The organism is Armatimonadota bacterium (genome assembly GCA_016125185.1).
Classification (GTDB): Bacteria; Armatimonadota; Fimbriimonadia; order Fimbriimonadales; family Fimbriimonadaceae; genus Fimbriimonas.
The window spans coordinates 873,248-894,739 of record WGMG01000006.1; the positions used below are offsets into that span (position 1 = coordinate 873,248).

Genomic DNA, 21,492 nt, shown 5'->3' on the forward strand with positions numbered 1-21,492 from the left:
ATTACTAAAATTTTGGCAACATCTGCCTAGAAACTTATGCCTTTTCCTCTCTATATTCTGCCAGACCTCAGTCGATCGGGCTTGATGCATCAGGGGACACCTGGCGACGACCTGGTCATCGTGAACAGGGAGGCAGAGGCGGACCAGAAGGGCGGATACATCATCTATCGGGGTGGAGTGGAAGCCACTTACGGCGTGACGAAGTTGACGACGGACACTCTGATCGTTCGCCGTGGCAACAAGGGAGATCCCCCGATTGAAGTCAAAGATGGCGATAAGACCTATACATTACGCCCAATGGAGGCGGTGGCGGTCGGAAAGGTTTTGCTGGTGGACCCGGCAGGGACAATTCAGGCGAAGAACCTTTGGTTCACGTGGGATCCCGATCGTCGCGCGGCGATGGACGAGGTCGTGGGGCAGGGCGATTCGGTCGATGTCCACATCGCTAACTTCTCGATTCGGGCCGATAAAATGTCGCAATCGCTGAAGGGCATCGACTTCAGTCATGTGCAGGTTTCCACCAGCGGTTGGAAGCATCCTTATTTCAAATTCGATGCGAGATCGGTTTTCATCGAGCCCGGTAAAAGGGGGACAGCACGGTCGGTGCGACTCTCTCTGCTCGGGGCGACGCTGCCAGCGATTCCACTGTTCCGATTTACCCTCGACCCGAGAGCGAACGGCTCTCAGATTCCGCGGGTTGGATTGCGTCAGGGTTCGGGGATCGGTATGTCGTGGGGCGGGGACTTTGTCACCAGCGACTCGACCGATATTTCCACCGCGGTCAACGCGTATCCGAAGGTCCAGCCGACGTATCTGCTTTCGTACGGGAAGTCATTCGTTCCCGCCGAGCGCGCGGCGGAAAATCAATTTAGAGTGTACGATCCGTTCGGTGAGCGCTCCGACTACTCGTTCTTCGGAAACATCTACACGAATAGCATCGAGCGCGCGTACGAGGGATTACGGACAGAGAAGGACCTCTTCTCGGTCGGCACGTTCTACAACTACCACACACTAGGACGGCAGAGCGACGATAAGATCAGCTACTCGCGGCCGATCGAGATTGGTTATTCGCGAGGTGGCCCTTCCGGCGCTTGGGGCTATATGGTGCAGGCCAAGGCGATGCGCGTGCTGGAAGAAGGCGCTCATGCCGGCAATCGGCTTTCTTTGCAAGGAAACTTCTTTACCCCGCTGATGCGCAAGGGCAAACTCGTCGGAGGGGCACGGATCGACGGTCAGGCTCGGCTAGACGCCAGTTCGTCCGGGTATTTAGGCGGGGAGGGTGGCTTCACCTATGAAGCCTCGAAAGACTTCAATCTCAGTGCCGGTGCTTACGGTTATCGCAACTTTGGAACCCCGCTTTACGTGGGTGACCACTTCCTGACGGATCAAGGCTTTGTCGTTCGCGGCGACATTTTTGGGAATTCCACTAACTTCTCGATCATGTTCCGCTACGACCCGACGCAGGGGTGGTTTGATCGCGAGTATCGATTCTCGCAGGTGGTCGGCCCCATCGAGCCCGTCATCGTATACCGTGCGTCGCCGCACCAGTACCAACTCGGATTCCGCTTTAGGACGCAAGATCTTGCACGAATGCTCGAACGAAGGAAGCTGGAACGTGATAAAACTTCGAAGAGCGATCAAACGTCCGGCGGAGGATCCGAATGAGCTACACCTTTTCGAAAGAGAACTGTCGAAACTTCGAAGCGTCGAGCAGCCAAGAATGGCTGCTGACCAATGGCATCGGCGGTTTTGCCATGGGCACGATCTCCGGGGCGAATACGCGTCGGTACCACGGCCTGCTGGTCGCGGCTCTGAACCCTCCCACGGGACGGACCATGATCTTTGCCGCCTGCGATGCATTTGCAGTTTCGGGCAAGAAGAAGATTCCCTTGAGTTCGAACCAATATCCTGGAGCGATTTATCCGGGCGGATTCCAGCAGATGACTTCGGCCGAAGTGGACCAAGAGGTCCGGTGGACCTTTGCCGGAGAGGGCATGGAGGTGGAAAAGGTCATTTCGATCGAGCCCGGGCACAACCTGGTCCGGCTGGAGTTTCGGAACCTGGGCAAGAAAGGCGTGGTGATTCAACTTCAGCCGCTGATCTGCTTCCGCGACTTCCATGCGAACTTTTCCGAGCGAGACGACTTTCCGACTCAGGTGGAGTATCACGCCGAAGAGACGGTGATTGACGAAGGTGGGCACACGATCGTCTTGCAACACAAGGACGCTTTGCGGCGACCGGTTCACGGTTGGTACTACCGATTCGAACATGAGCGGGAAGTCGATCGGGGATTGGACCCTCGCGACGACCTTTACTGTCCCTGCGATCTGGAGTTCCAGGTTGCGCCGGGTGCATCGTGTTTTCTGACGGCCTACGTGGACACTACAGATGCGGTTGACTTTGGGCCTCGAACAGGAGACGCGGCCACGTTGGTTCAGAGGCTGGAGGAAGCGGCGGAAAAGTTCCTGGTTCAAACCAAGACGCGGTCATCGATTTTGGCTGGTTACCCGTGGTTTAGTGACTGGGGCCGCGACACGATGATTTCGATTCCGGGCGTGTGCCTCGCCACCGGGAAAGCGGACATAGCGCGGCAAATCTTGCGGGACTATGCTTCGCAGATGGAACACGGTCTGATTCCGAACCGGTTTGTGGAGCGCGGCGAGAAGGCGGACTACAACACAGTCGATGCGACCCTCTGGTTTGCCAACTGCGTGTATCTCACTCTCGATCAGGCATGGGACAAGGGTTTTGCCGAGGAGATGTACGCCAAGATTCAAGAGTCGATTCGGTACCACCGGCACGGCACGCTCTTCGGAATTCACGTTGACCCGGCCGACGGCCTTCTGGCGCAAGGCGAGCCGGGCGTTCAGCTCACGTGGATGGATGCCAAAATTGGCGACTGGGTGGTAACGCCCCGCCATGGTAAGCCGGTGGAGATCAATGGATTGTGGATCAACATGCTCCACGTCGCGGCTTGGCTTGCGGAGAAGCTCGGCGACGACACCAGCCAGTTTCTGACCCTCGCCAAGCTCGCCAAGAAGAACTTTGAGGAAAAGTTTTGGCATGACGGCGTGAAGTACTACCTCGACACGGTGGAACCGAACGACGCGTCGCTTCGCCCGAATCAGGTCATCGCGATGAGCCTGCCGTTCACGCCTTGCGATCCCAAACATATCAAGACGGCCCTGAAGGCGGTCGAACGAGAATTGCTGACGCCGGTTGGCTTGCGGACGCTTTCGCCAGAGGATCCTAGTTACCACGGCAAGTTCAAGGGGCCGATGCGGCAGTTGGATGAGGCGTACCACCAGGGCACGGTTTGGCCCTGGCTGTTTGGGCCCTACATCCGCGCCTTCGTGAAGGCGGGCGGGAGCGCGGCGGCGGCCAAGAAGCGGCTTGCCAATGTAACTCACATGTTGACGGAATACGGAATCGGCGGCATCGCAGAATGCTATGATGGAGATGCCCCCCACGCTCCGGGCGGGTGTCCTTGGCAGGCGTGGTCGGTAGCCGAAATCCTTTGGGTTCTCAAGAACGTCGCCCGCTGACAACCCGAAAAACGGCGATGCTAATGCGGGCGTAGAACCGTCTGTTCCTTGCCCCACAACTATGTCTAAGAACTTTGTCCATTTGCACAACCACACCGAGTATTCGCTACTCGACGGGGCGAATCGCATCTCGGACATGGTGAAGCGAGCCAAAGAGCTTGAGATGCCCGCGATGGCGATCTCTGATCATGGCGTCATGTTTGGCGTGATGGAGTTCTACATGGAGGCCAAGAAGGCGGGCATTAAGCCGGTCTTGGGCGTCGAAGCGTACGTGGCTCCGCGCGGCATCGATAAGCGCGACGGCCGGTCGGATCGTGAGAATTTCCATCTTCTGCTCTTGGCTAAGGACCTTGAAGGCTACCGAAACCTCTGTAAGCTATCGTCGGTCGCGGCGCTGAAAGGCTTTTACGGCAAGCCGCGGGTCGACCACGAACTGCTGAGGAAATACAGCAAGGGCATCATCGGCACGTCGGCGTGCTTAGGTTCGGAAGTGTGCCAGGAGCTGATGAAGGGCAATTACGACCAGGCCCAATACATTGCGGGTATGTACGCCGAAATCTTTGGCAAAGAGAACTATTTCATCGAGCTTCAGGACCACGGTCTGCAGGAGCAGAGGGCGATCTACGAGCCGCTCCTGAAGATTGCCAAGGACATCGGGGTGGATACGATCGTGACGAACGACGCCCACTACCTTTGCAAGGGCGACTCGCGCCCACACGACGTGCTGCTGTGCATCCAGACGGGCGAAATGGTGGCGAACACCAAGCGCATGAAGTTTGAAACTGAGGAGTTCTATGTGAAGTCCGCGGAGGAGATGGCGGCGCTGTTCCCCGACAACACGGATGCCTTGGAGAACACGTTCAAGATCGCAGAGATGTGCAACGTCGAACTCGATAAGTCTCGTGCACCGATGCCAAAGCCAGACGTACCGGACGGCAAGACGAGCTACGAGTACCTTCGCGAATTAGCTTTTGCGGGGTTACAAGACCGATCGAAGGATGCAGAAGAGAAGATCGAGCGGCTGGAATACGAGTTGGGTGTTATCCAGCAGACGGGATTTTCCGACTACTTCCTGCTGGTGCGCGAGTTTGCAGCGGAGACCCGAAACCGAAACATCTTCTTTGGCGTGCGCGGCTCGGCGGCAGGTTCGTTGGTTTCGTATACGGTTGGGATCACAGACGTAGACCCGGTCGATTACGATCTGACGTTTGAACGCTTCCTTAACCCCGAGCGAATCTCGATGCCCGATATCGACATGGACTTTGAGGACGCCCGACGGGATGAGATCATCCAATGGGTGACCGAGCGGTTCGGCCAGGACCATGTGGCGCAGATCGTGACGTTTGGAACGCTGGGTGCGAAGGCGGCCATCAAGGACTGCGGGCGGGTGCTGGGCTACACGCCGCAAGAGACCGACAAGATCACGAAGCTGATTCCGGGCGTTCCGGGCATGACGCTAGACAAGGCGTACTCGGAAGTGACCGAATTTCGGCAACTGATCGAAGGCGATGCGCGAATCAAGGACCTTTTCGACAATGCGAAATCGGTCGAGGGAATGTCGCGCAACTGCGGCGTCCATGCGGCGGGAATCGTCATCTCGAAGGACCCGTTGGTGGACTATGTGCCGCTGTACCGCGGTAACGACGGCCAGGCGGTCACGGCGTACGAAATGGGCATTCTGGAGAAGATCGGCCTGCTCAAGATGGACTTCCTTGGCCTTTCGAACCTGACGGTTTTGGCGAAGGCAGTCGAGCACATCAAGCGAACGACCGGCAAGACGATCGAGCCTCGCGACGCCCCAGAGGAAGACCAGAAGACGTGGGACATGCTGGCTCGGGGCGAGACGACAGGCGTCTTCCAGGTCGAAGGCGGCGGCATGACGCGCTGGCTGGTGCAACTGAAGCCGCAAAACGTACGGGAATTGGCGGCCATGATCGCGCTGTATCGGCCAGGACCGATGGGCGAAATTCCTGGCTTCATCGATACCAAGTTCGGCAAGAAACAGCCCAGCTATCTCGATGATCGGATGATCCCAATCCTCCAAGAAACGTATGGGGTTATCGTCTACCAGGACCAGGTTTTGAAGCTGGTGCAGGCGCTGGCGGGGTTCACGCTTGGCAAAGCGGACATCCTACGCCGTGCCATGGGTAAGAAGGACGCTAAGGCGATGGCCGACATGAAAGTCGAGTTCATTGCCGGAACCAACGCCAACAGCATTCCCGAATCGTCGGCGGAGAAGATTTGGGAGTTGCTTCTGCCGTTCGCAGGCTATGCCTTCAACAAAGCGCATGCGATTTGCTATGCGATTCTCAGCCACCAAACGGCGTGGCTGAAGGCCAATTACCCGGTCGAATACATGGCGGCGCTCCTCGCCGTGTACCGAACCAAGGAAGACCGCGTGACGGCGTTCATCGAGGAGTGCCGGCGCATGAAGATTCCGGTTCTGCCGCCAGACGTGAACAAGTCGGAAGCCGACTTCAGCATCGAGAAGAACGCAAAAGGCGACATGGCGATCCGGTTCGGTTTGGGTGCGATCAAGGGTGTGGGCGACGGCATCGTCCAAGCGATCATGACCGAGCGGGCCGAGAATGGGCCGTTTATTCACCTTTACGAGTTCTGCGAGCGGATTCGCCCGTCTGGCCTCAATAAGACGGCGACGGAAGCCCTGATCAAGTCCGGTGCATTAGACAGCATCGACGACAACCGCGCGACAAGCCTGGAGTTCATGGAAGCCGCCCTCATGTTTGCCAGCGATATGACGCGCGACAAGGCGATGGGGCAGGATTCGCTGTTTGGCGGCGACGACGATAGCTCGGTCGCGGTCTCGTATCCTTCCTTGCCCGCGGCGACGCCGCTTGAGCGGTCGGACAAGTTGGCGATGGAACGGGAAGTGATGGGCATTTACGTGTCCGATCACCCTCTGCGCGGCTTGGAGCGAGTGCTGGCCAAGCAGGCGTCGCACCAGTGTGGCGACCTCGCCGAGATGGACGAGGCGCAGTCGGTGAAGCTGGCGGGCGTTATCGCCTCGACGCGGTCGATCCTCACCAAATCTGGCAATCGAATGCTCTCGATGACACTGGAAGACTTCACTGGCATTGCGCCCTGCATCGTGTTTGCGTCGTCGTACGAAAAGTACCGCGACATTCTGGTGAAGGACAAGCTCGTCGTCATCAAAGGCGAGACGATGGTCAATGAGCGTCGAGGCGAGAAGCTGACCGAAATTCGAGTCTTCGAGGCGAAGGAGTTGGACGGCGTGCTGGACATGTCCAGCGACGAGTCGCCGCAGAGTGGCTCGATCATCGTGCGAATCTTGAAGGCGACGCAGACGGAATTGAACCGCCTGATGTTGCTCCTGAGGGACCACCCAGGCGACCACGAGGTCTTTATCCAGATCGAACCGAAGACCGAATATCCGCCGATGCCTCTGCAGATCATGTCGAAGGCGGGCGAGATACTGGAGAGGGAAGTGAATAGGCTTTTTGGTCCGGGATCGTTCCAGATCATGCCTCATAAGGAATTTCCCAACACGTTTTAGCGTTTCGAGTATCTTAAGGTTAGTGATGCGAATATTTATGATCGTTCCGATGCTTTGCCTTTCGATGGCGGCGCTTGCTGCGGATAGCTTCGATCTGCAGGTGGCCAATATCGAGTTGCTGCAGGATAAGAACATCCAAAAGGAAGTCAAAATCACGACAGCCCAGCACAGCAAACTGGAATCGCTGGCTCAGGCATACAACAACAAAACCAAGGCGAAAGTTGAGGAGTACCAGAAGGCTAAGAAGGGTATCGACGGCGACTTTCAGCGGTTTATGCTCCAACAGCACGATGAGCTTCGAACCAATGTTTTGAAGGAGCTTTCGGCCGCCCAGTTGAAGCGGTTGCGAGAGATCACTCTTCAGGCCGTCGGTCCGCGCGCCCTGCTTGATAAGGCGGTGGCGAAGAAGGTCGGCATGAGCGACGCGGAGTTTACGAAGTTCCGAGCCGCCATCGTCGAAGGCGATCAGAAGATCGCCAAGATCAAGAAGCAGGTTTCGGACAAAATTCGACCCAAGTACGCCAATGTGCAGAAGCCGAAGACCAAGGAAGAGGCCGAAAAGCTTCAGGCGAGCCTGAACAAAGATTTGGAAAGCGAGATGCACAAGCACGACGCCGAGATGAAGACGATCATCGCCGAGTCGGAAAAGAAGACGGCGGCGATTGTGAAGAAGGAGTATCTCCAGCGTCTGAAGGACTTGATGGGTACGCCGTTCCTGCCGCCGAAGTCGTCTGCTTTTGCTCCGAAGGGAAACGGTAAGGGTTGACGATCCACGATAAGTTTTCCGAGTTGCGCCAGAGGGGCGAGAAAGCCCTGGTGTGCTTCTTCACCGCTGGCGACCAGCCGCTTGAAGACCTACCGGCGATTGTCGCACTGCTGGAGTCCAGTGGGGCCGACGTGATCGAGATTGGCATTCCTTTTAGCGACCCTTTTGGCGAGGGGCCGACGATTCAGGCCTCGAGCCAGCGAGCGCTCGACCAAGGTGTGACGCTGACCGGAATTCTTGAGGCGATTGCGAAGTGCAATGCGAGCATTCCGCTCGTGACGATGGGCTACTACAATCCAATCCTTCGGTTCGGGTTAGACGATTTCGCCAAGAAGTCGAAGGAAGTCGGGAGCACGGGAACCATCGTGTCCGACTTGGTGCCGGACGAGGCGGGCGAATGGGATAAGGCGTGCGCCGCTAACGGCATTGAGACGATCTATCTCGTTGCGCCGACTTCGACCGATGAGCGCATCAACCAGGTTGCGGGTCAATCGACCGGCTTTGTTTACGTTGTGTCGCGAACGGGCGTGACGGGAGCCGAGTCGGCGGTTCCTCCGGAGATCAGCCAGCTAGTGCGGAAAGTCAAGGCTTTGACCGATAAGCCAGCCTGCGTCGGGTTCGGCATTTCGACACCGGACCATGTTCGGCTCGTGTGTCAGGAAGCGGACGGCGCGGTGGTTGGATCGGCGGTTGTCGCCAAACTTCATCAGCATTGGGGGCATCCCGACGAACGGTCGAAGATTGCGGAGTATATTCGCTCCCTGAAAGACGCAACCGCTTAGGCGACGTTCTTAAGGTTCGTGATGGCCTCGTCGAGGAGGCTGGCAACGCGCTTGGCGCGCATTCCCATTGCCTGAATGAGGGCGATCTGTTCGATGCGATCGGTCTTCACGATGTAGGGCCACGGTTCAAGGCTGACGGCCGCACTCTGGGCCGCCATGGTCGCGACCTCGGTCGCGCCGATGATGAGCTTTTCTTCTTTGGTTAAATCGAAGTCTTTCGGACCTTGGAGAGCGATGGTGAGCTCCCGCGTGAGGTTCCACGCCTTGGCGAGCTTGCCGGCGTCTTCGCGAATTGTCCGTCCGACGACGTTCTTATAGGCATCGGAAATGGGGACCTGTCGGAACTGCGCTACGGACGCCGCATTTTCAAACTCTTCCGAGTATTGGCGGGCGACTAGGCTGTAGGCGAGGGTCGAAAAGAGCGCAAATGCCGATGCGCGCACCTGCATTTCGGAGTTGACCGAAGTGAAATCCTGTTCGAGGGCCGAAGGCGTGAGAACGGCGATGACCATACTGCCCAGCGACATGTGGTTTGCCGAAACCGTTTTCGACTTAACTCGTGAACCCGAAATCCAAAGGTCGCAAGCAATGGCAAGCTGGGTGAGGGACCGAGCGCCGCACTGCTGAACGATGTGAATGAGCTGGCCTTCGAAGCCAATCATCTCGCAAACCATGCCAACGGTTTTAGTGACCAAAAGGTCGGACGCGAGCACCGTGAGGGTCGAGCGTGAATCCTGAATACCGCTGCTCTGCACGAGCAGAGTTGCCGCAGTCGGTGGCAGCGGGGCAACATTAGCTGTAGTCATTTGGTTTAGATTCCCTCAATCCTGTTATTGTTGTCGGGTATTCGGAACCGATTCTAAAGGGAGATTGTTTCAGGTATAATCTTCCCTCGCTGGAGCAACAATGAAAGAAGGCCTACATCCGACCCTTTATCCGATTTTGTACGTTGACGGAGAACACAAATTTACGGGCGTCTCGACCATGAAGTCGAATGCCACCGAAGTCGTGAATGGAGTTGAGCACTACGTGGTCAACTTGGAAATCAGTGCCTTCAGCCATCCGTTTTACACTGGTCAGAAGAAATTGGTCGACACCGCCGGACGCGTCGAGAAGTTTATGCGACGATACGGCCAGCAGACGGGCAACAAGTCGTAAGCGCGTTCGCCCAACTGTTGCTTTAGTACGACCCCACAGTCAGTTTTGGTACTATGCGCCTCTCCAAAACCGTTGGTGTAGCCCTAGCCGTTATTGCGGTAGGGTTACTTTTGTACGGGGTCGAAGCCGTCCGCGTGCGTGGTGAGGCGGGCGGACTATCCAAGTCGATCTCTCCAGCTTATTGGCTCGACCGCGCCGCTGGTCGCGACCTTTTTGATCCTGACAAGCGAATTTTCTATAAGGGTGTGCGCGAGCGCAACGAAGTGTGCATCACCTTCGACGACGGTCCCCACCCGCTTTCCTGTCTCTCCATTCTCTCCACTCTGAAGGAGAAAAAAGTCACGGCGACCTTTTTTGTGGTGGGTCGTCAGGTGGATGGCAACCCCGATTTGGTCAAGCTGATCGCCCAGGAAGGGCATGAGATTGGGAATCACACATACGACCATGTGCGGTTGGACAAGTTGACGCGCGAGCAGGTTTACGACCAGATCGACGAATGCGACAAGGCGGTCGAGCGCGCTACTGGCCTTCGGATGGTGCTTTTCCGTCCGCCCGGCATGCGCTACAGCGATACGGTTCTCTCGGTCGTCCACCAGAAGCAGGACTTGATGGTTCACTGGGTCATCGGTGCGAAGGACTTTATCGGCACGGTTCCGTCCGAGGAACTCACGTCTGAGCAACAAAAGATGCCGGACATCACGCCGGAGAAGATTATTCAGTACGTGGAGAAGCAGTTGCGCCCAGGCGCGATCATTCTTCTGCACGACAATCCGGTCACCGCGGCGGCTCTGCCAAAGCTGATAGACATGGTGCGCTCCAAGGGCTACGAGTTCAAGTCGTGCCAGGAAATGATGAGCGAGCTGCCCCAGCACGTGGTTTTCGATCCGAACCCACCGGCCAACGCCACCGCGACCGTCGTAAGCCATAATTAGGGAATGGCTTCGGCTCACCCTCATCGAGTTCCTCTTCAAGAAAGCGACCCAACGATCTTCAATCTGATCGAGCAGGAAGAGGCTCGGCAAGAGCGTAACCTCGAACTCATTGCCTCGGAAAACATTGCGTCGCTAGCTGTGCGCCAGGCGATGGGGAGCGTGCTGACGGATAAGTACGCCGAGGGGCTTCCCGGTAAGCGGTACTACGGCGGATGCGAGATTGTGGACCAGGTCGAGCAGTTGGCGATCGACCGGGTGAAAGAGCTTTATGGGGCGGAGCACGCTAATGTTCAGCCGCACTCTGGCGCATCGGCCAACATGGCCGTGTATTTGGCCATGCTGAAGCCTGGCGACACGCTGATGGGCATGAACCTGTCGCAAGGCGGCCACCTCACGCATGGCTCGCCGGTGACGTTCAGCGGGCAGTATTACAACATCGTGGCATACGGCGTATCGCCCGAGACCGAGCAGATCGACTACGACGAGTTCCGCAAGGCGGCGCTGGAGCACAAGCCAAAGTTGATCGTCAGCGGAGCGTCGGCGTACTCGCGAAAATTCGACTTCAAGCGCATTCGCGAGATTGCCGACGAGGTTGGAGCCCTCCACATGTGTGACATGGCCCACTATTCCGGCCTGATCGCCGCCGGTGAGTATCCAAACCCGGTTCCGTACGCCGACTTCGTCACCTCGACCACGCACAAGTCGATCCGTGGTCCGCGCGGCGGCATCATTCTGTGCCGCGAGCAGTACGCCAAGGATATCGATAAGTCGGTGTTTCCCGGCATTCAAGGTGGTCCGTTGATGCATGTGATCGCGGCGAAAGCGGTGGCGTTTGGCGAGGCTCTCCGACCGGAATTCAAGACGTATCAGCGACAGATTCGCCTCAATGCGGCGGCCCTTGCCGAGGCGCTGATTGAGAACGGATTCCGTATCGTGAGCGGCGGCACGGATTCGCACCTGATGCTGGTTGACCTTCGACCGTACGGCGTGACGGGCAAAACGGCGCAGATCGCGCTAGATGAAGCAGGCATCACCACCAACAAGAACTCGATTCCGTTCGACCCCGAGAAGATGTTCGTGACGAGCGGCATTCGGTTGGGCACACCAGCAGTAACCACGCGCGGCATGAAGGAGCCAGAGATGAAGGAAATCGCTGGCTTCATTGCAGCGGCGCTGAAGGTTCACGACCAGCCCGAAAAGCTTCACGAGGTCAAGCAACAGGTGATCGGGCTGACCAAGCGGTTCCCGATTCACATCTTCTAGTCGCTAGGGCACGAACTCGTAGATTCGCGCGTGGTCGTCTTCGTATCGGAGCTTCACGTGCGGGTCTTGCTTGAGTTCGGTTTGGATGGCTTCGCCCCAGTGTCGGCCGACGATCATCCATTTGGTTTTGAGGTCGCGCGGCCAGACGGTCGAAATCGGCTCTTCCTTGTCGGGCACGATCAGCGGATTGTATTTGCTGGTCTTGCCGAGATCGCGGCCCGAGGCGTTGATGGTCATCATCCAGTAGGTTTCAGGGCTGTAAGTGTATTGGAAAATCGGGTCGAAACCGCCAAAGAATCGGTTGTGTTTGTCCCAATAGAACAAGGGGCCGAAGTCGGACCAGACCGCTTGCCCGACCAATTCGCCGGGTTGGGTATGGTCGATCAGCCAGTTAGCAGCCCCGCGAAAGTCGGTGGCGTTCTTGGGATGAGTCCGCTCGGCGTTCTGCCAGCCCATCATGATCAGCACGTAGGTGAAATGGATGCCAAAGATAACGGCGGTGAACTTGCGGAGATCGGGGCAGAGGTGGAAGAGCAGCAGGGCAGTGAGGATCGTGAACGGCGCAAACTGGTCGATCCCCCGACGGGTGATGGCGAACGAGAGAACGAGGGCGGCGAGGACAACTCCGAAGGCGGCCCACATGGCGGCCGGGCTCTTTTCTTTGCTCCGGAATCGCAGAGCCGTCGCGGCTCCAACGGCAAGCACGATCAGCGGGCTCATGTAGGCGCGCAGGAAGTAGGGCCAATTGGTGCGGTCGAGCTCAACGCCGAAATTCTTGACCTCACCGGCTCGACGAACCTGCATGAGATCGAGAAGCTGAACCTTCATGAGATGAAGACCGTCGGGAATGCCGGGACGGATAATGGCGACGGACAGGGCGACGATTAGGCAGGAGAGTTCGGTCCAGAGGTTCCACTCTTTCTTGACAAAGCCTCGGTGCAGGAATGTGATTCCGCCGACCATGATGACCATGTAGCAGAGGGTCGGATGGAAGAGCCCCAGGAAGAAGGATGCGCCGACCGCGAGCCAGGGTGCTTCGGAAATGATAGCGGCGAAGACGAGCACCAGTAGGGCGGCGGAGAGGACCTGCGGGCGCACGGTTTCCATGCGCGTAAAGTAGCCTAGCGAGGCGGGAAGCATGACGAGGCCATACCAGTGGCTCATGCCAAGGCGAATCACCGCCCAGCGGCTGATGAGCAGGTTCAACAGCATCAGGTAGCCAGGCCCGGCTATGAGGATGAGCACTTTGTCGCCCAAGGCCGTCAGGGGCGCAAGGAGGACGTGGAAGCCCCACCAAAGATCGGAGTTGTACTGGCTAGCGACACTGTAGTGGACCCACGGAAATGGTCGGAAAAAGATGCCGTGGTTCCAGTAGACCGAGGCGTGGGCCAGGTGGTAGAAATTGTCTCCGTCGTAGACGAATTGGCAGTACCAGCAGGTCGCCACGACTAGTAGCAACGCTGCTCCGAGGTAGGAGAGAAAGGCCCTCAACTCACGCCCTTAACATTCCTGAGGAGAATGGCACCAAGACCAAAACAGATTGCGCAGAAGACAAAGATGAAGGTGTAGCCGAGGGGAAAATAGTGAACGATCGGCTCTCCGTGGGGATTGGGAGTTATTTTTGAGCCGGGCCATGCCAGCAGAACGCCAGCGATTGGTGCCGCGATCGTTTGCGGCAAGGTCATTGCGATATGCCATACCGCCATATCTTTGCCAGCCTTTTCCTTGTCGGGAAGGACGTCCGTACCAAGAGCGTAGTCCACACTGATGTAGGCCCCATAGCCCAATCCAAAGATGGCGGCCACTGCAAGCACGAGAGGTATTCCGTTGCACAGAACAAAGAATGGCGTCACGATCGAAATAATCGCATTCGAAATGTAAACGACTCGTTTCTTACCGATGCGGTCCGACAAGACGCCGCCGTAGATCCCAGTTATGCTCGAAACGACAAGGATGAGCCCGAAGACTTTTGGCACAACACCTCCTACGTCGTCGGGCGAGACGCCAACAATATCCACAAGGTATAAGCTGACATAGCCTAAAATTGCGTAAAAGCCGAGCATCACCAGGAAGCGGGTAATCCAAACCCAGGCGAAGTTAGGATATTTCTTCGGGCTTATCCAAAGTGAGCGAACGTAATTGGCGAAGTCGAATGGAGGCTTGGTCGTAATTGGGGTTTCTCGAATACAGAAGTATGAAATTCCTGCAAACAAGAGCAAGACGACCCCAATGACAGCGTATCGAGCCACTTCGAGATGCGGACGAATCACGATTCCGATCGTAACCATTCCAAAGAGGGTCCCTAATTGGGACATCAGAGCCATAAACCCCGACGCTTTCCCATGTTCGGACTTAGGTACCACATCAGGAATCACGCCCATGTAGGCACCCGAAGCGATGTTATTGCCAATCTGGACAACGGCGTAGCCGACCAAGTAAGCGTATACCGATTTGATCGACGTGGCAGCCACAGCCATAAAGAGAAGGCCAATGAAATTGATGATCGCCCCGACCGCGATGTATGGCTTTCGTCGTCCGGCTTTGCTGGTACATCGATCCGAAACTGGACCTGAGATCAACGGGACGATGAGGGCAGGCAGCGCCCCGAGGCCAATGACGATTCCTGTCAGGGTGGAGAGATTGCTTCCCGCCAACCGACGCATGTCTTCGGGTATGAGGATCGCGAGAATCGCCCCCCACTGGAAGTTCGTTGCAAACCAGAACCCCGAAATGATCAAATGCTCAAGAACGGTCAGAGGTCGATTTCCGTAAGGAGACGAATAATCTGAGCTTTCTGAGGGAGAGGAGTTCGAGTTGACTTCCAACGACGATTCCATAGATTGTTGAATGCCAGTTTACTTATTCCGCAGAGCGTATTCGTAGTCATTGATGTCGTCGATATCGTAGGCGAATTCGGCCGGACCGCCTCGGACCACGCCGACGCGGCATCCGAGAATGGTTTCGACCTTGCGAACGATGTCGTCGGTGGTCACGCTCCGGGTCAGCACCTTCCACAGGAAGCCAAAACCGAAGAGCTTCGCCATCGAGAAAATCTTCTTGCGGTTGGCGACGACCTTTTCGACCTCGGGAATGATCTTGAGGAAGACGTCGGGCTTGATGAGATAGATGCAGCCGAGGGTCCATTCGCCGTCGCGGAGCTTGGCAAAGGTGCCGGACGCGCTCGGGAAGCGATCAATGTACTCCTCCTTTGAAATAAGGGGCACACAGATATCGGCATCGTCGCGGCAAGCGTCGAGAAAAGCCTGGATATTCTTGCCCTCGACGTACGGTAGGTCGGTGGTGAGAATCACGACGCGCGAACTGCAGTCGCCCGAGTTCTTGAGCTCCCGAACAGCCATCGTGATGTTCTTGGTGAGGTCGCCCGAATCGTTGAGCTTGTTGGGAATGCGGATGCCGAAAGCATCCTGAACCTCTTTAGGTGCGACCAGGACGATTTTGTTCAAGCGGCCCGAGTCAATGATGGCTTCGAGGACCTTAAAGCCCACCATGTAGTCTTGGACTTTGATGAGCGACTTGTAGGGCGTTAGCGCAACGCGCGCGAAATGGTCGTCGATTTTTCCGCCCGATGGCAGCACTACGTCGTATTTTTCCAAGTTGTACAACCCGCCTTACCGGGTCGTACAACCCGGTAGCTATGACTTAAAGACGGTGACGCGGGTGATTTGGCTCCACAAATAGGTGTCAATTAGGCTGCCTTTTGTGAATTCGATCGTGTCGTCGTCGTATCCGGAAACGTCGGAGAGCTTGTACTCCATCGTGCCGAGTTGGATCGTGGCCTGGCGAGCGTTAACTGGCTGCTGAATGTGACCTTCCGTGTCGATCCATCCTCTCTTTAAGAAAACATCTTTCCAAGTATTGAGTGAATTGAGTGTCATCGTAACCCTACGAAAAATGATCGGCACCCAGGAAGGTCAACCTATAGGTAAAAGTGCGAAAGTTATGCACACGTCATGAATATCAGGTATTCGCCTAGTTGTTGATCAGTTGCCGATGACGCTCAATCTCTTCCATGCAGGCCTGAATGGCGCGGAACATCTCGTCGATGGTTTCGATGGGGGGAGTTGTGAAGGGCCAAATGAACGCTTCGCGGGTCAGGTAGGCGGCCTTGTTGTACTTGGTGATCATGGTAAACAGGCGTGGCGGAACGTCGGCGCTGGTCTTGAATTGACAGGCGATTCGACCCTGGCGAGCGTCAAGTTTTTCGATGCCGAGCGAGTGTCCGGTGATGCGTAGGGCCATGATGGCAAAGGCGTTACTGACGGTTTGCGGCGCGCGTCCGTACCGATCCTCGATCTCCTTTTGAACCTCGCCGAGCTTGCCGTGGTCGCGGGCCGACATCATTTGCTGGTAGTAGTACAGCCGTTGAGAATGGTTCTTGATATAGGTGTCAGGCAGGAGCGCGATGACCGGCACTTCGAACGGCGGGAGCGGCGTGAGGGATTCGAGCGGATCCTTCGAGGTTTCGGCCGTGACCGGCTCGCCATCGACCGAGTTCTTCAGCGCCGAGACGGCTTCGTTGATGAGTTGGGTGTACAGTTCGTAGCCGACCTGCACCATCGTGCCGCTTTGCTTTGCGCCGAGCAATTCGCCCGCGCCGCGAATCTGAAGGTCCCTGAAGGCGAGCGAATAGCCCGAGCCGAGCGAGGAGAACTCCTGCAGGGCGCGGAGACGGGCCAGCGCATTCTCGGACATCGTCTTTTTCTTCTTCTTGAGGCCGTAGGCTTCTTCCTGAACTTCCTTGCTCGATTTCACGGTTTCGTCGATGGCACGGTTGTAGAGGAAGAGGGCGTACGCCTGTCGGTCGGAACGTCCGACGCGACCACGAAGCTGGTAGAGCTGGGCCAGACCCAGGCGGTCGGCATTTTCGATGATGATCGTGTTGGCGTTGGGGATGTCCAGGCCGCTTTCGACGATGGTGGTGCATAGGAGGATGTCGATCTCGCCTTTGATGAAGCCGACCATGATCGGCTCCAGTTCTCGCTCGTTCATCTGGCCGTGACCGATGCCGATTCGGGCGGTGGGGACGAGCTTGCGCAACTTCTCGTAAACGTGGTTGATTGAGTCCACGCGGTTGTACACGTAAAAGACTTGACCGCCTCTTGCGAGCTCTCGGAGGATGGCTTCGCGGACGACTTCACCGGCGTAAGGGCGAACGAAAGTTCGAACGGGCAAGCGCCCGGGAGGCGGGTCGTTGATGAGCGACATCTGGCGGATGTCCATCAGGGCCATGCTGAGGGTTCGGGGGATCGGGGTGGCGGAAAGGGTCAGCACGTCCACTTCGGAGCGAAGCTGCTTGAGCATCTCCTTCTGCTTCACGCCGAACTTCTGCTCTTCGTCGATGATGACCAAGCCCAGGTGTCGGAATTCGATGCCGGTGCCGAGGAGGGCATGGGTGCCGATGACGATTTCGACATCGCCGTCCTTCAGTCCGTCGAGGATTTCGCGCCGATTGGAGGCGTGCGTGTAGCGGTTGATCAGCGCCAGTTTGGTACCAAACGAGCCAAGGCGCTCGTCGAAGTTGCGGAAGTGCTGTTCGCTGAGGATGGTGGTGGGGCAGAGCACTGCCACTTGTCGTCCGGATTGGATGGCCTTGAACGCCACGCGGATGGCGACTTCCGTCTTGCCAAAGCCGACGTCGCCGCAGACCAGGCGGTCCATCGGGTAGGGAAGTTCAAGGTCAGCTTTCGACTCCTGGATCGCCCTCAGTTGGCTCGGGGTCTCCACCCACGGGAACGTCTGCTCCATTTCCGACTGGAAAGGTGTGTCCTGGCCGTAGGGGGTTCGCTCCACCTTCTTCCGCACTGCGTAGAGCTTCACGAGGTCCCGAGCGAAGGCTCGGGCCTCTTCCTTGGCTTTTCCCAAGGTCCTCTGCCATTCACCTCCCGTAAGACGATTCAGTTTTGGAGGGACATCGCCCGGATTGAGGTATTTCTGGATTCGATCAAGCTGATCGGCTGGCACATAGAGCTTGTCCGGCGCTTGATATTCGACGTAGAGGAATTCCTTTTCCACGCCCTCGACTTCCTTCTTGATCAGGCCGCGAAAGATGCCGATGCCGAAGTTGATGTGGACCACGTAGTCGCCAGGCTTCAGGTCGAGGACGGTGGTGATCGGCGCGCCCTCTTGGAACCTTCTTTGCGGCAGTTTGAGGCGGGCGACGCCGAACAGTTCGGCGTCGGAGATGAAAGCGATCTTTTGATGGGGCAGAACGAATCCGCCGCCGATGTTGCCAAGGGAGAGGAAGTCGCGGTCGTCGCCGTCCTCGACCGGGTGGATGTCGATCTGACTGAGAACCGTCTTGGCGCGGTTGGGCTGGTCGGTGGTGAAGACGAGGGTGAAGCCTTGCTCGCGCCAGGTTTTGAGGGTTTGGGTGAAGGCGTCGGCGCGGCCACGGTAGGGTTCCAGCGAAGCGCCGCCGAGGTCGGACGTGGATTGCGCGGTGAGCCAACGTGGCAGGTCGTTCATTGAGGTCAGCGAGAGCTTATTTGGCGTGGAATCCAGGTGTTCGACCGGGAGGAAGAAGTCGTTGGCGGTGCTGTGGAGGATTTCTCCGCGCTTGACGCGGGCTTCGAGGGCTTGGCTGAGCTCGCTTTCGGCCCGATTGCCGATGGCCTCGATTTCGAGCGGTTCGTCGAGGACGAGCAGTCCGTTGTCGCCGACGAAGTCCACTGCGCATTCCGAGTCGGGGAAAAGCAGCGGGCGGTACAGCTCCAGGCGATCGAAGAATTGATGATGGGCGAGGGCTTGAGCGTCGCCTTCGATGATCTCCCGCAGGTTGGCGGCGACGTCGTCGTCCAGTTGGGCTTCTTCGCGGGCTAGGGTTTGCAGGATCATCTGCTGAAGTTCCTCCTCTTGCCCGGTGAAGAGCACCTCTCGACTGGGCGAAAGGCCGAGGGCGGGGATGACGCCGGTGGAACGTTGGGTGTTGCTATCGAAGGTGCGGATAGATTCGATTTCGGTGTCGAACCACTCGATGCGGATGGGCTGTTCGTAGCCGCTGGGCCAAACGTCGACGATGCCGCCGCGCTGGCTGTAGCCGCCGGGCTGACGCACCGGCTCTTGCTCCTCGTAGCCGAGTCGCTTCAGGCTCTCGGTGACCTTGAGCGGGTCGGCGGTCTCGTTGGGCTTTAGGGTGAGGAAGGATTCGAGCAGGAGGTCGCGCGGAAGGGTTCGCTCCAGCGCGGCTTGGGGGGAGGCGATGACGATCTTGGGACCTTCTTCGGCGAGGGCACGCAGGGCACCGAGGCGGTCAGAAAGGGCGGTGTGCTCCGGCGTCGCGTCCTCAAACAGGGCCGACGAACCGCTGGGAAGCTGGAAGATTTCGCCGTGGGGGACGCCGCACAGTTCGAGCTTGGCTTGCCAGGCGAGGGCGCGGTCGTAACTGCCGGTCACGACGAGCATCTTTTGCTTGAATTGCAGGTAGGCTGACGCGACGAACACCGCTCGAGCTTCGGGCGGAAGACTGCTCCAACAAGCGGCTCCAGACTGATTCTCGAACGGTTCGGGATTAAGTTCTGTTAGACGGCGAGCCCATTCGGCAACGCGCATTGGTTATAGAGTACCAGCCTTCTGTATTCAGCCTTCAGCCTTCTGCTTTCGCGAACTATCCAACGAACACGACTTTTCGCCGTTGAGCTTATTTATGAGCCCGGTCAACATTTTGGCTACCGTCTGAAGGTCTTCGATTGGCGCATCAGTTCGTCGCAAGAACGAAAGGCGAATAGCCACCTCAAGGATGGACTCCATTTCACGAACCGACCCAAGGGCCATGTAGAGGAATCGGCTGAAGTCGGCGTCCGTGCTTCTTCCATGCCCTTCGGCGATGTTGGAAGTTACGGAGATGGCGGCGCGCCGTAATTGTAGCGTCATGCCAAACTTCTCCCCACTGGGAAACTGATCGGTGACTCGGTAGATCAATACGCCCACCTCAGCGGCTTTTTCCCATACCTGTAAGTCGCGAAAGTCGGATCGTCTCACCCGTCGAGAATTCTACAGGAAAACTAGCATTTATAGCTGTAAGCGGCTGTTTGGTGACGAGTAACTAGTTCAAAGTTTTTGAGAAGAGTAGAAGACGTGGCGGGGCTCCCGCAGAAGGCTGAAGGCAGAAGACTGACAGCAAAAGGCAATCGTGGTACCATTTTCTTAACTTTGGGGAAACCGGCAGAGTGAAAGAAAAGGTGCTTACGGATAGAGCGGTCATCGAGGGGCGACCCTCCCACTTCACAGGCGCATACGAGGATTACACGACCGCCGACATTGTTTGGGTTGTCGAGCAATTCCAAGTTCAGGGCGATATTGAGGTCGCTCCCTTCCCCGGTCGAGGCAACATCAACCTTCACACTTACGAGGTGGTTGCCGGTGGCCGTGAGTACCTGCTTCAGAAGGTCAACACCGACGTTTTTGCCCTGCCATACCGCGTGATGGATGGCATGTCGGCGAGTATCCAGGCTCAGCGCGAGTCGCTCGATAAGGTTCGAATCGACGGATGGGTGCCGATCGACCTCGTGCCGACACACCACGGTAAGACTTTCCTCGACCTGACCGACGAGCACGGATGGTCGGTGTGGCGGATGATGGACCGCATTCCCGACTCCATCACTTACAAGAGCCTCAGCGAGGTCGATTGCCGCGAGGAACAGCTTCGACTGGCCTCCGAGGTCGGTCGCGGACTGGCGATCTACTCCGATCTGACGTCGTGCATCAAGCCGCACTCCATCGAAGGATCGTTGCCCGGCTACCGCGACACCGGACTTTACTATCGACAATTTCATTCCGTCATTGCGGGCAATCGCTCGCTGGGAGATGCCGCTGCGCTCCTTCCCGACGATCCGATTCTGCGGACCTCGATGGGCCCGCACTTCTTGGTCGCGATTCCCGAAGAGGAGTATCAGGCTCGCCTGAACGACCCCGAACTCGCGCCATACATCGCGCTGGTGCAAGAGCAGGAGCCGTTTGCGATGGCCCTATGGACTGCGGTCGCGCAAGGGCGAATCCGCCATACGCTGATCCATGGCGACACCAAGATCGAGAACTTCTTGTTCGACTCGAACACCGGCAACGTGAAGGCGCTGGTCGACCTCGATACCATCATGCCTTTCACGTGGCTGGCGGATTGGGGCGACATGCTTCGCTCGCTGGTGAATGTGGCGGGCGAAAAGGAGACCGACCTGAGCAAAGTGAAGGTCGACGAAGACGTGTACAAGGCCGTGGCCGAAGGATTCCTTTTGGCGGCGACCGAGATCACCGACCAGGAGGTTTCGATGATGGTTCCGGCGGTTCAGGCAATCGCGCTTGAGCTTGGCCTTCGCTTCCTGACGGACTATCTGAAGGGCGACACGTACTTCAAGCTGGGCGACGGCGATCCGAAGACCCTGAACAAGACCCGCGCGATGGTGCAGTTGACGCTGTACCGGCGGCTGGTGGAGTTTGGTCCCGAGGCGGAAGGCTTCATTCGCTCCCTTCGGTAAAATGAGTGGTCTCTACCGCGAAA

General features: G+C 57.4%; 16 protein-coding genes. 9 read left to right on the forward strand and 7 right to left on the reverse strand.

Annotation, left to right across the window (positions count from 1 at the left end):
- The first annotated feature begins 36 nt into the window (after window positions 1-36).
- The 5 genes from GC165_12005 (at window position 37) to GC165_12025 (ending at window position 8,628) form a co-directional block, all read left to right on the forward strand.
- A complete protein-coding gene (locus GC165_12005; GenBank protein MBI1333588.1) occupies window positions 37-1,665 on the forward strand; it encodes a hypothetical protein in 1,629 nt (542 codons plus the stop codon).
- Complete coding sequence (locus GC165_12010) at window positions 1,662-3,545, forward strand: hypothetical protein (protein ID MBI1333589.1); 1,884 nt, start codon at window positions 1,662-1,664, stop codon at window positions 3,543-3,545. Before GC165_12005 ends, GC165_12010 begins: the two co-directional genes overlap by 4 nt.
- 61 nt (window positions 3,546-3,606) lie before the next feature.
- Window positions 3,607-7,080 (forward strand): DNA polymerase III subunit alpha, encoded by a 3,474-nt coding sequence (locus GC165_12015; GenBank protein ID MBI1333590.1) that lies wholly within the window; start codon window positions 3,607-3,609, stop codon window positions 7,078-7,080.
- A 22-nt stretch (window positions 7,081-7,102) separates the two neighbouring features.
- Window positions 7,103-7,846 carry a hypothetical protein gene (locus GC165_12020; protein ID MBI1333591.1) on the forward strand — a complete coding sequence of 248 codons (744 nt, stop codon included), beginning with the start codon at window positions 7,103-7,105 and terminating at the stop codon, window positions 7,844-7,846.
- On the forward strand, window positions 7,843-8,628 hold the full coding sequence (locus GC165_12025) for a tryptophan synthase subunit alpha (GenBank protein MBI1333592.1): 786 nt from the start codon (window positions 7,843-7,845) through the stop codon (window positions 8,626-8,628). The genes GC165_12020 and GC165_12025 overlap by 4 nt, the downstream gene beginning before the upstream one ends.
- Here GC165_12025 and GC165_12030 read toward each other — a convergent pair.
- On the reverse strand, window positions 8,625-9,434 hold the full coding sequence (locus tag GC165_12030; protein ID MBI1333593.1) for a hypothetical protein: 810 nt from the start codon (window positions 9,432-9,434) through the stop codon (window positions 8,625-8,627). The genes GC165_12025 and GC165_12030 overlap by 4 nt on opposite strands.
- Before the next feature lie 100 nt (window positions 9,435-9,534).
- On the opposite strand from GC165_12030, the gene rpmE reads away from it, so the two are divergent.
- From rpmE to GC165_12045, 3 genes are read left to right on the forward strand one after another with little or no spacing between them, the layout of a single operon-like run.
- On the forward strand, window positions 9,535-9,786 hold the full coding sequence (gene rpmE, locus GC165_12035; protein ID MBI1333594.1) for a 50S ribosomal protein L31: 252 nt from the start codon (window positions 9,535-9,537) through the stop codon (window positions 9,784-9,786).
- Between the two features lie 53 nt (window positions 9,787-9,839).
- Window positions 9,840-10,718, forward strand: coding sequence for a polysaccharide deacetylase family protein (locus GC165_12040; protein ID MBI1333595.1), 879 nt, complete (start codon window positions 9,840-9,842; stop codon window positions 10,716-10,718).
- 3 nt (window positions 10,719-10,721) lie between these two features.
- Window positions 10,722-11,981 (forward strand): aminotransferase class I/II-fold pyridoxal phosphate-dependent enzyme, encoded by a 1,260-nt coding sequence (locus GC165_12045; protein ID MBI1333596.1) that lies wholly within the window; start codon window positions 10,722-10,724, stop codon window positions 11,979-11,981.
- 3 nt (window positions 11,982-11,984) lie between these two features.
- On the opposite strand, the gene GC165_12050 is transcribed toward GC165_12045, so the two are convergent.
- The 6 genes from GC165_12050 to GC165_12075 all read right to left on the reverse strand — a co-directional run bounded on the left by GC165_12050 (window position 11,985) and on the right by GC165_12075 (window position 19,979).
- Window positions 11,985-13,472: a hypothetical protein gene (locus tag GC165_12050; protein MBI1333597.1), complete on the reverse strand. Its 1,488-nt coding sequence runs from the start codon at window positions 13,470-13,472 to the stop codon at window positions 11,985-11,987.
- Complete coding sequence (locus GC165_12055; protein MBI1333598.1) at window positions 13,469-14,818, reverse strand: MFS transporter; 1,350 nt, start codon at window positions 14,816-14,818, stop codon at window positions 13,469-13,471. The genes GC165_12050 and GC165_12055 overlap by 4 nt, the downstream gene beginning before the upstream one ends.
- 18 nt (window positions 14,819-14,836) lie before the next feature.
- On the reverse strand, window positions 14,837-15,577 hold the full coding sequence (locus GC165_12060; protein ID MBI1333599.1) for a hypothetical protein: 741 nt from the start codon (window positions 15,575-15,577) through the stop codon (window positions 14,837-14,839).
- Between the two features lie 57 nt (window positions 15,578-15,634).
- Window positions 15,635-15,877 (reverse strand): hypothetical protein, encoded by a 243-nt coding sequence (locus GC165_12065; protein ID MBI1333600.1) that lies wholly within the window; start codon window positions 15,875-15,877, stop codon window positions 15,635-15,637.
- A gap of 94 nt (window positions 15,878-15,971) precedes the next feature.
- Entirely contained in the window at window positions 15,972-19,550 is a 3,579-nt protein-coding gene (locus tag GC165_12070; GenBank protein ID MBI1333601.1) for a DEAD/DEAH box helicase, read from the reverse strand.
- 27 nt (window positions 19,551-19,577) lie between these two features.
- Window positions 19,578-19,979: a four helix bundle protein gene (locus GC165_12075; protein MBI1333602.1), complete on the reverse strand. Its 402-nt coding sequence runs from the start codon at window positions 19,977-19,979 to the stop codon at window positions 19,578-19,580.
- 188 nt (window positions 19,980-20,167) lie between these two features.
- Here GC165_12075 and GC165_12080 point away from each other — a divergent pair, with 188 nt between their 5' ends.
- Window positions 20,168-21,469 carry a phosphotransferase gene (locus GC165_12080; protein MBI1333603.1) on the forward strand — a complete coding sequence of 434 codons (1,302 nt, stop codon included), beginning with the start codon at window positions 20,168-20,170 and terminating at the stop codon, window positions 21,467-21,469.
- Window positions 21,470-21,492 lie beyond the last annotated feature (23 nt).